Here is a 14,498-nt window from a genome sequence, read left to right on the forward strand (position 1 = left end):
GTACTGAGTGAATAGTGGTCGGTTATCGGTCACCGACGACCGGTCAGCGGTGGCTGGAACCGGCCACTGCCCCCGGTGGGGGAGCGCCCGAACTGTTCCCGAAGTGCCCCCATATGACGTCCGCTCAGGCACCGGGATTCAGCCAAGAGTCCTGCCCTGTGACGAAATCAGGGTTTTACAACGAGGGTCGACTCGATTTAAAGTAAGCACCGATCGCATGATGATCACGGTCGGCGCCAACCAGCCGACCCAGCAATCGGGGGGTATTGAAAGGTATGTTCGCGAAACCCAGTGGTATAGCACTGAGCTTCTGTTCGCGATGTGCTGAGACGGTCTGAGCGCCTAAGTGGCGCCCCGTGGTCGCAGAGAGTTTCCTCGACCGTCGGCGACCGTTCATCCCAGTTCAAGCGCTTTCTGTCTGACGTAAAGCCAGAGAACCGTCTTCTGCCGCGCCCTTCTCGTTCTGAGACAGGGGCTTTTCCCGCGCGCTGATCGACGGTCGGCTCCGGCTGCCGGCACTGACATGGTTTTGCCTCACCCTTGGCATGACCATGCCATTTCTTTGCCTTTTTCCAACGCACTCACAAAGTGACCAATTCCAGGTTCGAGGATGATGGCGAAAACCATGGGGTCCGAGGAATTGTCCCTGCCAGACATGCTGCGCGCGGCCGCGCTCACCCGGCCCGACCGGACCGCCGTCTCGTGCGGCACGCAGCGCCTGACCTTCCAGCAGCTCGGTGAACGCGCCGAGGTCCTGGCCGACCATCTGTGTCGGCTCGGTGCGACGACGGACGAACCCGTCGGGATCTTCATGGATCCGTCCGTCGACCTCATGGCGAGCGTCTGGGGCGTCCTGTACTCGGGCGCTCCCTACCTGCCGCTGTCGCCGGAGTACCCGGACGAGCGCGTCCGCTACATGATCGCGGACTCCCGGACCAGGCTCATCCTCACCGACGAGTCCCTGGTCTCCCGGCTGGCCGCGCTCACTCCCGCGCACACGCGGATCGTCACCGTCGCCGGGGCACAGGCCTCCCGCGACGCCGTCGACGCCGACCACGGGGTCGTTCCCGCTGGCCCGGCTTCCGCGCGCGGCGGTGCCCTCGCGGGCCCACTGGACGCCGCGCACGGCGACACCCTCGCGTATGTCATCTACACCTCCGGGAGCACGGGCAACCCGAAGGGCATCGGCGTCGAACACCGCAGCATCGTCAGCCAGATGCGCTGGCTGGCCGGTGAACAGGGCCTGGACGAACGCCGGACGGTGCTGCAGAAGACCCCGCTGAGCTTCGACGCCGCCCAGTGGGAGATCCTCGCCCCGGCCTGCGGCAGCAGCGTGGTGATGAGTGAACGGGGCGTCTACGCCGACCCCGGCGGGCTCCTCGACCTGATCCAGACGCACCGGGTGACCACGCTCCAGGGCGTGCCGACCCTGCTCCAGGCGCTCGTCGACTCCGGACGGCTGACGCAGTGCACCTCGCTCACCCAGCTCTTCAGTGGCGGCGAGGCGCTCACCAAGAGCCTGGCGATCGAGCTGCTCGACGCGCTGCCGGACGTCGAACTGGTCAACCTCTACGGCCCGAGCGAGACCACGATCAACGCCTCGTCCCTCACCGTGGACCGCGAGACCGTCCAGCACGGACCCGACCACCTCTCCATCGGCCGGCCCGTGCACGGCATGAGCTTCCACATCCTCGACTCCGCCCGGCGGCCCGTGGCGCCCGGCGAGTCGGGTGAACTCCACATAGCCGGGCGGCAGCTCGCCCGCGGCTACCTCAACAACCCCGACATGACGGCCGAACGGTTCATCCCCAACCCGTTCGCCACCGACCCGGACTCCACGCGCCTCTACCGCACCGGCGACCTGACCCGCTGGAACGACGACGGCACCGTGCAGTTCCTCGGCCGCACCGACAGCCAGGTCAAACTGCGCGGCTTCCGCGTGGAACTGGACGAGATCAAGGTGTCCATCGAGAAGCACGACTGGGTCAAGCGGGCCGCGGTCGTGGTCCGCGACGACACGAGAGTCGGCGCCAACCTCATCGCCTTCGTCGAACTCGATCCGCACCGGGCCGCGGTCATGGACCAGGGCAACCACGGCGCCCACCACCAGTCCAAGCAGAGCAAACTCCAGCTCAAGGCCCAGCTCGCCGATCTGGGCGTCCGTCAGGAGTACGGCCTCCCGTTCATCGAGCTGCCCGGGCGGACCGCGACGGCCGAGCAGCGGCGCACGGTGTTCGCCCGCAAGACGTACCGCTTCTACGAGGGCGGCGACGTCACCCGGCAGGACCTCCTGCGCCTGCTCGCCCCCGCGACGCAGCAGGTGGCCGCGCCCCGGGACCCGGACACCCTCACCCTGACCGAACTCGGCACGCTGCTGCGCTGGTTCGGCCGGTTCACCAGCGGCGAGCGGCTGCTGTCCAAGTACGGCTACGCCTCACCCGGATCCCTGTACGCCACCCAGCTCTACCTGGAGCTGTCCGGCATCGCGGGCCTTGAGGCGGGCCACTACTACTACCACCCGGTCGAACACCGGCTCACGCTGATCGGCCCGGCCCCGGCCGGGGAGCCGAGGCTGCGGGCCCACTTCATCGGGCGCCGCTCGGCCATCGAGCCCGTCTACCGCAACAACATCCAGGAAGTCCTCCAGTTCGAAGCCGGTCACATGGTCGGCCTCTTCGACCACGTCCTGCCCGCCTACGGACTGCGGATCTCCGCGCGCCCGGCGGAGCCGGCGGTCAAGGACGTCCTGCGCTGCCCGGACGAGGACTACTACCTGGCCTCGTACGAGATCCGCACGGCCGCGTCAGCGGCCGAGCCCACCGCGGTCGACCTGTATGTGCAGGCCAACCCGGGCCGTATCGCCGATCTCGCCGACGGCCAGTACCGCTACGACGCCGGCGAACTGGTTCGGGTGTCCGACGAGTTGGTCCGCAAACAGGACGTCATCGCCATCAACCAGGAGGTCTACGCGCGTTCGAGCTTCGGGGTCAGCATGATCGGCGGCGCCGCCGAGGCGTGGCAGCGCTACGTCGACCTCGGCCGGGAGCTCCAGCGCCTTCAGATGAACGGTCTCGACCTGGGGCTGATGTCCTCCGGGTACAGCTCCGAGACCGGTAACCCGCTGCCCTCGGCCCGGCGTATCGCGGACCTCGTCGGCCTCGGCCCGGACACCGCGTCCTACTTCGCCGTCGGCGGCCGCATCAGCGCCCAGCAGCGGCTCAGCGAGGGCATGAAGGAGGACTCCGTGCACATGCGGGGTCCCGCAGAGATCATCAAGGACAACCTCGCCGCGGCCCTGCCGCCGTACATGGTGCCCAACCGGGTCACCGTCCTCGACGCCTTCCCGCTCACCCCCAACGGCAAGGTCGACCACCAGGCCCTGCGCGAGCTGGACAAGGCCGCCGTCGACGACACCGAGGCACCGGTCGTCCCGCCGCGCACCCCCACCGAGGAGGCCGTCGCCGCACTGTGGGCGAAGGTGCTGAAGCAGGAGCGGGTCTCCATCCGCGACAACTTCTTCGCCCTGGGCGGCCATTCGCTGACCGCGGTCTCCCTGGTCAACCGGATCAACCGGGAGCTGGGTGCCGCCCTGCCGCTCCAGGTGCTGTTCGACGCGCCGACCATCGCCGAACTGGCCCGGCGCGTCGACCGCGCACCCGCCACCGGGGCCTCCCGGCTGGTGCGGCTGCGCGCCGCGGACGGCGGCCGGCCGGTCTTCTGCTGGCCCGGTCTCGGCGGCTACCCGATGAGCCTGCGGCTGCTGGCCGGGCGCCTCGACCTGGACCGGCCGTTCCTCGGCGTCCAGTCCTACGGCATCAACCAGGACGAGACCCCGTACGAGACGTTCGCCGAGATGGTCGCCAAGGACCTCGAACTGGTCCGGCAGGTCCAGCCGACCGGCCCGTACACCCTGTGGGGCTACTCCTTCGGGGCCCGGCTCGCCTTCGAGGCCGCCCACCAGCTGGAGCTGGCCGGCGAGCAGGTCGACGAGGTGATCCTCATCGCGCCCGGCAAACCACCCGTGGAATTCCTCGGCGACGCGGCCGGCCGGACCTCGACCGGCTTCGACGACTCCACGTTCGTCTCCATCCTGTATTCGGTGTTCGCCGGAAACCTGGAGAAGTCGGCGGTCGAGGAATGCCTTGCCGCGACACACGACGAGGAATCCTTCATCGCCTTCGTCAGCGACCGGTTCGAGCACCTGGACCGTGAATGGGTCTGCAGGATCGTCGGCGTGGTGCGGCGGACATTCCTCTTCGAGTACGACCCCCGCGAACTCGCCGAGCGCACCATCGCCGCACCGGTCACCGTGTTCCGGGCCACCGGCGACCAGGAATCGTTCATCGACTCCGGTGAAGCGCTTACCACCACACCCCCCGCGCTCCACCGACTCGAGGCCGACCACTACGAGTTGCTGCGCGCGAACGGAATAGACGAACTCGTCACCGCCATAAAGACCGCACGACTCACCAGAAAGGTCACCGGAGTGCCGCACGTCAGCATCAAGCATTTCCCCAACAACCTCGAGGCCGAGCGGGTCACCGCCCTGGTCGACGCGATCACCAGCGCCGTCCAGGCCGCCTTCGCGGTCGACGAGGGCGCGGTCTCGATCGCACTCGAACCGGTGGCCCAGGACGTCTGGAACGAGCGGGTGTACGTCCCGGAGATCGAGAACGGCGCCGGAAACCTGGTCAAGGCCCCCAACTACTGAGCCCGGCGCCCGAATCCGACGGTGCCCACCCCACCAGGACATGAACCACGGAGGACCGCGATGCGCACAGTGATCACCAGGATGAGGGAGGACCTCTCCGTGATCGTCGCGCGAGACCCGTCGATCCGCACGCGCGCGGAGGCCCTGCTGCACCCCGCGCTGCCGGCGCTGTGGACCCACCGGGTGGCGCACGTCCTGTTCACCCGTGGGCACCGTCACAGCGCCCGGCTCCTCGCCTACCTGGCGCGCGCCTGCACCGGTGGCATCGAGATCCACCCGGGCGCGCGGCTCGGCCGGCGTGTCTTCATCGACCACGGGGCCGCCGTGGTCATCGGGGAGACCGCCGAGGTCGGCGACGACGTCACGATCTTCCACCAGGTCACGCTCGGCGCCGTCGGCTGGTGGAAGGACGGACGGCGCGAACCCGGCGCCCGCCGCCACCCCGTCGTCGGCGACCGCGTGGTCCTCGGCACCAACGCGATCGTGCTCGGCCCGGTCACCGTCGGCCACGACGCGCTGATCGGCGCCGGGGCGCTCGTCCTGGGCGATGTGCCCCCGAAGGCCCGCGTGATGGCCCCCGCCGCCGAGATCGTGTCCCGGCCCTCGGCCGCGGACCGCGAGGACGCGGACCAGCTGCTGCGCGCCCTGGCCACCTCCGGGTGCTGGTGACGCCCAGGCCACCGGCCCCACCCCATTCGTCGCAGTACCCCGCAACGTTCACCGCATATCGACCCGACCACGTGTCGGCACGCCATCGGAGGCACAGATGATTCACGTCGGTGTACTGGAGAGCAACCTCTCCGGTTCCGGCTTCGAGGGCCTGCAGATCATCAAGGAACTCGACTGCCGGGTCACCTTCTTCACCCGCGACCTGGACCGGTACCTCGAAGTGCCGGGCGGTCCGGCCTACTTCGAGAAGTACGTCGACGAGATCGTCCACTGCGAGACGAACGTCCTCGGGGAACTCCTGCCGCATGTGCACCGGGCCGGCGCCGAGCACCCCTTCGACGCCTTCCTGACCCTGGCCGAGTACGACGTGGTCGTGGCCGCCGAGGTCGCCGTCCTCCTCGGGCTCCCCACCGTCAGCGTCGACGGCGTCGCCACCGCCCGCAACAAGGCGCTGATGCGCCGGCGCTGCGCCGAACTCGGCGTCGCGATACCGGCGTTCCGCACCGTGCAGACGCCCGCCGAGGCGGCGGCCGCCGCGGCCGAGATCGGCCTGCCCTGCGTGGTCAAGCCGGCCGACGAGACCTCCAGCGCCGATGTCCGGCTGGTGGAGACCGCGGAACAGGCCGCCGAGCACGTCGAGCTGATCCGCTCCCGGGTGGAGAACACCCGCGGCCAGAGCCGCTACCACGAGCTGATGGTCGAGGAGTACCTGAGCGGCCCCGAGGTCAGCGTGGAGGTCCTCGCCGACGGCGACCGCTACGAGGTCCTCGGGGTCACCGACAAGTCGGTCATCGGCCAGGGCTACTTCGTCGAACTGGCCCACAGCTTCCCCTCCGGCCTGCCCGACAAGACGGTCCGCGCCATCGGCGACCTGGCCGTGGAGGCGCTGCGCGCCTGCGGGTTCGACCTGGGCATGGCCCACGTCGAGATCAAGGTCACCGACTCCGGCCCCAAGCTCATCGAGATCAACCCCCGGCCCGCCGGCGGCAAGATCACCTACCTGGTCGACCGCGCCCTCGGCATCAAGTCACTGGAGCTGGTGGCCCAGCAGTACCTCGGCCGGCCGCTGCCGGCCCGGGTCGTGCCCGAGCACCCCGTCGCCGGCGCCGCCATCCGCTACCTGGTCGCCCGGCCGGGCCGGGTGGTGTCGGTCTCCGGCCAGGAACGCGCCGCCGCGCTGCCCGGCGTGGAGGAGGTCGTCGTCAAGCCGAAGCCCGGCGCCGTGCTGCGCGAGCCGCGCCGCAACGGCGACCGCGCCGGCCATGTCCTCGTGATCGCCGAGACCGCCCAGCTCGCGGCGCGGACCGCCGAGGCCGCCGTCGAGGAGATCGACATCCGGACCGAGCCGGTCACCGCCCGCCCGGTCGCCGACTCCCTCGTCGATCTGATCGGCCGCACCCCGCTGCTGCGGCTCCCCGTGGACCGCGTCCTGGACGGGGTCCCGGCCGAGACCGAGGTCCTGGCGAAGCTGGAGCTGTTCAACCCCTGGTCCAGCAGCAAGGACCGGGCCGCACTGTCGATGCTGCGCGGCGCCGAGGAGCGCGGACTGCTCACCCCCGGCAACGGCACCGTGATCGAGGCGACCTCCGGAAACACCGGCATCTCGCTGGCCGCCCTCGCCGCCGCCCGCGGCTACCGCTGCGTCATCGTGCTGCCCGACAACGCGACCCAGGAGCGCGTCGCCATGCTCCAGTCGCTCGGCGCCGAGGTGGTGCGCACCCCGCACACCGGCGGCTACCAGGCGGCCGTCGACAAGGCCGAGGAACTCCACCACCGGACCCCCGGCTCCTGGTTCTGCCGCCAGCACGACAATCCCGACAACACCCGGGCGCACTACGAGTCGACCGGCCCGGAGATCTGGGCCGACGCCGAGGGTCGTATCGACGTCTTCGTCTGCGGAGTGGGCACCGGCGGCACCCTCAGCGGCGCGGGCCGCTACCTGCTGGAGCGCAACCCCGACGTACGGATCGTGGCCGTCGAGCCGGCCGGCTCGCCGCTGCTGTCCGGCGGCGAGCCCGGCACGCACACCATCCCCGGCTTCAACGGCGGCTTCATCGCACCGACCACGGAACGCGAACTCATCGACGAGGTGATCGCGGTCGCCGACGCCGACGCCCTCGACACCACCCGGCGGCTCGCCGTGCACGCCGGCCTCACCGTCGGCGTCTCCTCCGGCGCGGTCGTCCACGCCTCGGGTGTCGTGGCCGCCCGTCCCGAGAACCGGGGCAAGCGCATCGTGACCCTGCTCCCCGACACCGGCGAGCGCTACCTGAGCCTGCTCAGCCGCGTCGCCGAGGAGCAGGCGGCCGGGGGCACCCGGTGACGGCGCCCGTGGACGACAGGCCCCGCCTGCTGATGGTGATGCCGTACCGCCAGTTCGTCCGCAAGGCACAGGCCGAGGGGTTCTGGGTCGGCGCGATCTGGGACCCGCGGCTGGAGTCGCCGGAGTACCTGGACGACGTACGCGCACTGGCGGACGTGTTCGTCACGGCCGACTTCGGGGACGAGGAGCTGCTGCGCCGCACCATCCGTGAGGTGGCCGAGGAGCACCGCGCCTCGGTGATCTACCACATCGGCCGCGAGGAGACGATGGCCGCCGCCTACGAGGTGGCCGAGGAACTGCACATCGAGGTCAACCCGGCCGAGGCGGTGCGGCTCCTCACCGACAAGCACGCCATGCGGGACCTGCTCGCCGCACGCGGACTGTCCCCGGTGTCCTTCGAGGCGGTGGCGACCCGGCGCGAGGTACCGGACGCGGTCCGGCGCATCGGCCGCCCGGCCGTGGTCAAGCCGACCGCACTGGCCGGCAGCCGGGGCGTGTTCCTGTGGCAGGAGGAGGCGGATCTCGCGGTCTGGACAGCGCTCGTCGAGCAGTACGGCTACGACGGTCCGTTCCTGGTCGAGGAGTATCTGCGCGGTCCCGAGTACAGCGTGGAGACACTGAGCCGGGACGGTGAGCACCGGATCGTCGGGATCACCGAGAAGCTGCTCGGCGCGCCGCCGCTGTTCGTGGAGGTGGGGCACGTCCATCCGGCGCCGCTGCCCCCGGAGCGCCGGCGGGCCGTCGAGGACCTGACGACCGAACTGCTCACCGCGTGCGGCTACCGGTTCGGTCCCGCGCACACCGAGGTGATCTGGACCGAGGCCGGTCCCCGCGTCGTCGAGTCGCAGGCCCGGCTCGGCGGGGACCGGATCCCACGCCTCATCGAGCTGGCCACCGGCCTCGACATCGAGCAGGCGATCTTCGCCGGCCTGGCGGGCACCCCGGCCGGGCCCGCCGCGGCGACCGCGACGGCGGTCGTGCGGTTCTTCGCCTTCCCGCCCGGCCACGTAGACGAGATCCGCGGCCTCGACACGGTCGCCGGGCTCGGGTACGTCGACGAGCTGAACCTCCGGCCGAGCCCCGGCGACACGGTGGCGGAGGTCCGCGACTCCAAGAGCCGGCACGGACACGTCATCGTCGCCGGCGCCACCGCCGAGCAGGCCCGGGACCGGGTCGCGGAGGTGCTCGCCGCCATCGAGCTCGTCATCGACGGAACGCCCGTACGCGCGGACGGCCGGGCCGGAGTGCTCGGGACGCCCGTATGACTCTCCCCCCACCCCGCAGGAAGGCAGTGCCCATGCAGTCCGTACCCGCACTCAGGAGCTCGTCATGACCGCCCCCGCCAGCGACGCCCAGGTGGTGTTCATCGGCTTCAACATGGCCTACCTGCACGCGATCGAGGGCAACGTCCCGAGCGGGTCCGTCGTGGTGATCGAGGAACCCGACATCCTTCGCAAGCGGGACCTGGCAGGCGCCGCGGGACGCTTCGACTGCGTGGACCGCATCGTGCCGGCCAACTACCACCAGTCGACCGAGGCCCTCGACCTGGCGGCCGAACTGACGGCCGTGCGCCCCGTGGCCGCGGTGGTCCCGGGCCTGGAGTACGCGGTGCCCGCGGCGGCCGCGCTGGCCGAGAAGCTCGGGCTGCCCGGCGCGACCGAACAGGCCGCGCAGGCGCTGCGGGACAAGGTCCGGCTGCGCGAGGTCTCCGGCGCCGCCGGTGTCCGCAACCCGCGCTGGCGCGAGGTGTTCGGGCCCGAGGACATCCTCGAGTTCGCGGGCGACGGCCCGGTCGTGGTCAAGCCGGCGAACCGGCAGGCCAGCGTCGGCGTACAGCTGCTGGACTCGGTCGACGCCGAGAGCGCGGCGCAGGCCTGGGAGCGGACCTCCTCCGCGACCGAGCGGGTGTCGGTGCCCGACCGGGAGCTGGCGTGGCGGTACCTGGCCGAAGAACGCCTTCAGGGGCCCGAGTTCAGCGTCGAGGCGCTGGTGCAGCGGGGCGAGATCGTCTTCCAGAACGTCACGGCCAAGACCGTGATCCCAGGGCCCTACCCGGTCGAGCTCGGCCATCTGCTGCCCGCTCCGCTCGACGAGGACACGCAGGCCGCGTTCACCACGGCCATGCGGGCGCTGGTCGCCGCCACCGGCTATCAGACCGGCATCCTGCACGCCGAGTGGATCCTCACCGAGTCCGGTCCGACGCTGGTCGAATGCGCCGGCCGCTGCCCCGGCGACCATCTGATCGACCTCATCGACCTGGCCTACGGCACGACGATCAGGCTGACCCTGATCGACCTGCTGGCCGGACGTCCGGTCACGCTGCCCCAGGTGTCGGAGCAGACCTCGGCGATCCGGTTCCTGGCCGCCGAGCCGGGCACCGTCACAGAGGTCTCCGGCGTGGACGTGGCCCGGGACCTGCCCGGCGTCGAGGTCGTGGAAGTGGGCGTCGGGACCGGCGACGAGGTCCGGCCGTGGGCGTCCTCCTGGGACCGCGCAGGCCATGTCATCGCCACCGGGCCGGACGCGGACACCACACGCCGACGCGTGCTGGACGCGGACGCGGCGGTCCGTATCGCCACCACCGGCTGAGTCCGCGGCACCGCCGACCGAGTCCGTATCACCACTGATTGAGGAAGCACATGTCCGACCTCTGGCAGCGCGTCCGCGGCTGGCGCGGGTCCGTCCCGGGAGGGACGGCCGGCATCCGGCTGGCCGTGCTGACGTCGATCGACGCCGTCGGCACCGGCGCCTTTCTGGCCGTCTCCGTGCCCTTCATCACCCGGTCCGTCGGCCTGTCGGAGGGGCAGCTCGGACTCGGTCTGACCGTGTCCGCCGCCATCGCCCTGGCCACGGCGATCCCGATCGGCGTCCTCGCCGACCGGATCGGCCCCAAGAAGGTCCTGGTCTGGCTGAGCGTGTGGCGCTGCGCCTGGTTCGTGGCGTACCCGTTCGTCCAGAACCTGTGGCAGTTCCTCACCGTGGTGTGCCTGCTCGGCCTGGTCGACAAGGCGTCCGCGCCGATGTCACAGGCCCTGGTCGGCCAGGTGACGAAGGCCGAGGACCGGGTCAGGGCCGTCGCGATCCTGCGGTCGCTGCGCAACGTCGGCTTCACCGTCGGCGCCCTGCTGGGCGGCATCGGGCTGCTCATCGACAACCGGGCGGGCTACGCGGCGATCCTGCTGCTCAACGCCGCCTCGTTCGCCGTGCTCGCGATGCTGGCCGCCCGGCTGCCGATCCTCAGCGCGCCGGCGAAGAGCCTGCGCCGACGGTTCTCGGTGAGCGTGCTGCGCGATGTGTCGTTCCTGTCGTTCACGGGGATCAACGCCGTGCTCACCATGCACATGACCCTGCTGAGCATCGGCATCCCGCTGTGGATCGTCGGGCACACCGACGTGCCGTCCGCGGTGATCGCCCCGCTGGTCGCCGTCAACACCGTGCTCGCGGTCGCCCTCCAGGTGCGGGCCAGCCGCGACACGGACACCATGGCCGGCGTGGCACGCGCCCTGACGCGGGCGGGGCTCTCCCTCGCGCTGTGCTGTGTGCTGCTCGTCGCGGCACCGAAGCTGCCGGTCGTCCTGGCCGTCGGCGTGCTGCTGCTGGCCATGATCGCGCTGACCGGCGGTGAGCTGTTCCAGTCCGCCGGCGGTTGGGGCGGCTCCTATCTGCTGGCGGCGCCCCAGCAGGAGGGCGTCTATCTGTCGGTCTTCTGGCTCGGCGTGGCCGTCCAGCAGATCGCGGCGCCGATCCTGGTCAGCCTGGTCGTCACGACCGGCACCACGGGCTGGGTCGTCCTGGCCGCCCTGTTCGCCGTCTGCGGTCTGGCGGCACCGCCCCTGTGCCGGTGGGCGCAGAAACGGGCGGACAGCAGGCCGCAGCCGGAGCCCGAGCCGACGCCGGCCGAGGCGGTATAGCCATAGCGCTCCGCGGATCGAGGCCCGGCGGTCGCCCCCGCCGGGCCCGGTCGTGTCGTGGCCGCAGCGGGATCGGGACGTACGCAACAGAATGTGAGGAGATGCACGTTGTAGCCATTCGTACGTCTGCCACGGCGCCCACTGGGTAGGGCTGCGATAACCCGCAAGGTCGCCGTACTCGACAAGGAGGCCCCTCGTGGTCGCTCCCGCACAACCCCGCTCCAAACCCGTGGCGCAGCCGTCGTCCCTCGAACCCGAGCCGCACTTCTGCGTGTTCAGCGCGGAGGGCGCCTGCGCCGAGATCCCGCTGACCAGTGAGGCGCCGCTGCCCGACGCGGAGCCCCTCACCAGCGAGCCGCCACTCGCCGAAGCCGCACACCTGACCAGCGAGTCGGCGGTCTTCGAGCCGGACCTCGCGAGGCTGTAGATGGCGGCGCAGGGGTCGGCCGAACCGCCTTCCGAGGACCTGTCACGCCTCGCCGAGCTGCATGGCGTCGCCACCTCGTACAGCCCCTCCCCGGACCGTACGGTCGCCGCTTCGGCCACCGCCGTCACCCTCGCCCTGGCAGCCCTCGGCGTCGACACCGGCCGCCCCGCGGCCGCGCTGGCCGCCCGCGAGCGTGAGCTGCGCGACCGGCTGCTGCCACCGACGGTGGTCTGCTGGGGAGGCAGCCCGCCCGCGTCCCTGGGGAAACTGCCCAGGGGCACTCGGCTGCGGATCGAGACCGAACAGGGCGAGACTCGGGCCGCCGCCGACCAACTCCCGCCCGGCATCCACCGGTTGACCGCCACGGCGCCGGACGGCCGGGTGGCCGAGTCCCACCTGGTGGTCGCCCCCGCCCGGCTCCCCGCGGCCACCGGACGCTCCTACGGACTCCTCGTCCAGCTCTACTCCCTGCTCTCCCAGCACTCCTGGGGCATGGGCGACCTCGGCGACCTCACCGAACTGACCGCCTGGGCCGGGCGGGCGCTCGGCGCCGGGTTCGTGCAGGTCAACCCGTTGCACGCGGCGGTGCCCGGCGCCCCCACGGACCCCTCGCCGTACCGGCCCTCCTCGCGGCGCTTCCCGGACCCGGTGCATCTGCGGGTCGAGGACGTGCCCGAGTACGCCCATGTCACCGACCGCGAGGCGGTGCGCTCGCTCGCCGAACGGGCCGGGAGGCTGCGCGAAGCGGTGCTGGACAAGGGCGCGTTGATCGACCGGGACGCCGTGTGGGAGCTCAAGCGGGAGGCGCTGGAGCTGGTGCGCGAGGTGCCGCTCGGCCCCGGCCGGCGGGCCGCTTACGTCGACTTCCTCGCCGAGGAGGGCGAGGCCCTGGAGGACCACGCCACGTGGTGTGCGCTGGCGGAGGTGCACGGCTCGGACTGGAGCCGGTGGCCGGCCGGGCTGCGGGACCCCCGCTCGCCGGAAACGGCCCGCGCCCGCGCCGAGTTGATGGACCGCGTCGACTTCCACTGCCGGCTCGCCTGGCTCACCGACGCCCAGCTCATCGCCTCGCAGCGGGCGGCGCGGGAGGCCGGGATGCCGGTCGGGATCGTCCACGACCTGGCGGTGGGCGTGCACCCCGGGGGCGCCGACGCCTGGGCACAGCAGGACTACTTCGCGGCCGGGATGTCGGTCGGCGCACCGCCGGACGCCTTCAACGCGCGCGGGCAGGACTGGGGACTGCCGCCGTGGCGCCCGGACCGCCTGGCCGCATCGGGCTACGCCCCCTACCGACGCCTGCTGAAAGCCCTCTTCCGCTATGCCGGCGCCCTGCGCATCGACCATGTGATGGGCCTGTTCCGCCTCTGGTGGGTCCCGCAGGGACACCCGCCGACCGAGGGCACCTATATCCGCTACGACGCCGAGGCGATGCTCGCGATCCTGGTCCTGGAGGCCACGCGCGCCGGGGCGGTGGTGATCGGCGAGGACCTGGGCACGGTGGAGCCCGGGGTGCGCGAGACGCTGCGCGAACGCGGGGTGCTCGGTACGTCGGTGCTCTGGTTCGAGCGGGACTGGGAGGGCGACGGCCGGCCCCTGCCGCCGGAACGCTGGCGTGCCGACTGCCTCGCCACCGCGACCACCCACGACCTGCCCTCCACCGCGGCCCGACTGACGGGCGAACACGTCGAACTCCGCTACCGGCTGGGCCTGCTGACCCGGGAACTGGCGGAGGAACGGACGGAGGCGGCGGCGGACACCGGGGAGTGGCTGGAGGTACTGGCACGACTGGGATTGCTGCACGGCACCGGCGGCGGCCACAGCACATCGACGGAGGAGGCCGAGATCCAGGCGGTGCACCGGTTCCTGCTGCGTACGCCGGCGAGGCTGGTGGGGGTGTGGCTACCGGACGCGGTGGGTGACCGACGGCCCCAGAACCTGCCGGGCACATGGGACCAGTACCCGAACTGGCGCCTGCCGATCGCGGACGCGGAGGGAAGGCCCGTGACGCTGGAGGGGCTGGCGGGTTCGCCGCGCCTGCACGGTCTGGTGGAGGTACTGCGCGGGCCTCGCACGGTCGGGCCGGGTTGACGCGGGGGATCGGCGGATCCATGCCGTCCCCCTCGCGTCGCTCACGTATGGCACCCCGGGCGCGCGGGGCCATAAGGCATTCGATACTTTTGGGATCGTGGACAAGAAGAACGCCCTGCGCGCCGGTGCCCTGGCTGCCGGTACGACGCTGATGATGCTGCTCATGACGTCTCCCGCGCTCGCAGTCACCCGCGACGACGGCGACGACCCCGGTCCGGGCCTGAGCGTCATGGAGACGCTGGGTCTCTACGTCGTGGCCCCGCTCGCGATCTTCGCGGTCATCGCCGGTCTGGTGATGGTCCTGGACAAGTCCCACCCGGAGCACCGGGTGAGCGCCAAGCCCAAGGCCGCCTCGAAGGCCTGACCGCA

At 71.4% G+C, this 14,498-nt stretch carries 9 protein-coding genes and 1 pseudogene; all 10 read left to right on the top strand.

All coding sequences use genetic code 11. The features are described 5' to 3' along the window. Nucleotides 1–625 precede the first annotated feature (625 nt). The 10 genes and pseudogenes from TN53_RS18055 (at nucleotide 626) to TN53_RS18100 (ending at nucleotide 14,493) form a co-directional block, all read left to right on the top strand. Complete coding sequence (locus TN53_RS18055; RefSeq protein ID WP_234441622.1) at nucleotides 626–4,711, top strand: amino acid adenylation domain-containing protein; 4,086 nt, start codon at nucleotides 626–628, stop codon at nucleotides 4,709–4,711. A 60-nt stretch (nucleotides 4,712–4,771) separates the two neighbouring features. Then, nucleotides 4,772–5,380, top strand: coding sequence for a serine O-acetyltransferase EpsC (gene epsC / locus TN53_RS18060; protein WP_046259558.1), 609 nt, complete (start codon nucleotides 4,772–4,774; stop codon nucleotides 5,378–5,380). Nucleotides 5,381–5,834: 454 nt separating this feature from the next. Next, nucleotides 5,835–6,458 (top strand): annotated as a pseudogene (locus TN53_RS48355) (ATP-grasp domain-containing protein); the annotation flags it as partial. Nucleotides 6,459–6,461: 3 nt separating this feature from the next. After that, entirely contained in the window at nucleotides 6,462–7,703 is a 1,242-nt protein-coding gene (locus TN53_RS48360; RefSeq protein ID WP_420719108.1) for a cysteine synthase, read from the top strand. 8 nt (nucleotides 7,704–7,711) lie between these two features. Beyond that, nucleotides 7,712–8,968, top strand: a complete 1,257-nt coding sequence (locus TN53_RS18075) for an ATP-grasp domain-containing protein (RefSeq protein WP_234441623.1) — start codon at nucleotides 7,712–7,714, stop codon at nucleotides 8,966–8,968. 64 nt (nucleotides 8,969–9,032) lie between these two features. Then, nucleotides 9,033–10,292, top strand: a complete 1,260-nt coding sequence (locus TN53_RS18080; RefSeq protein WP_046259559.1) for an ATP-grasp domain-containing protein — start codon at nucleotides 9,033–9,035, stop codon at nucleotides 10,290–10,292. Nucleotides 10,293–10,342: 50 nt separating this feature from the next. Further along, nucleotides 10,343–11,614, top strand: a complete 1,272-nt coding sequence (locus TN53_RS18085) for an MFS transporter (RefSeq protein ID WP_052745242.1) — start codon at nucleotides 10,343–10,345, stop codon at nucleotides 11,612–11,614. Between the two features lie 229 nt (nucleotides 11,615–11,843). After that, nucleotides 11,844–12,041: a hypothetical protein gene (locus TN53_RS18090; protein WP_199924603.1), complete on the top strand. Its 198-nt coding sequence runs from the start codon at nucleotides 11,844–11,846 to the stop codon at nucleotides 12,039–12,041. After that, the gene (malQ, locus tag TN53_RS18095; RefSeq protein WP_046259561.1) at nucleotides 12,042–14,129 is read left to right on the top strand and encodes a 4-alpha-glucanotransferase; all 2,088 of its coding nucleotides are present in this window, start codon (nucleotides 12,042–12,044) and stop codon (nucleotides 14,127–14,129) included. Between the two features lie 97 nt (nucleotides 14,130–14,226). Beyond that, nucleotides 14,227–14,493, top strand: coding sequence for a hypothetical protein (locus TN53_RS18100; protein WP_046259562.1), 267 nt, complete (start codon nucleotides 14,227–14,229; stop codon nucleotides 14,491–14,493). Nucleotides 14,494–14,498: the final 5 nt, after the last annotated feature.

This window comes from Streptomyces sp. WM6386 (assembly GCF_000972385.1).
Taxonomy (GTDB): Bacteria; Actinomycetota; Actinomycetes; order Streptomycetales; family Streptomycetaceae; genus Streptomyces.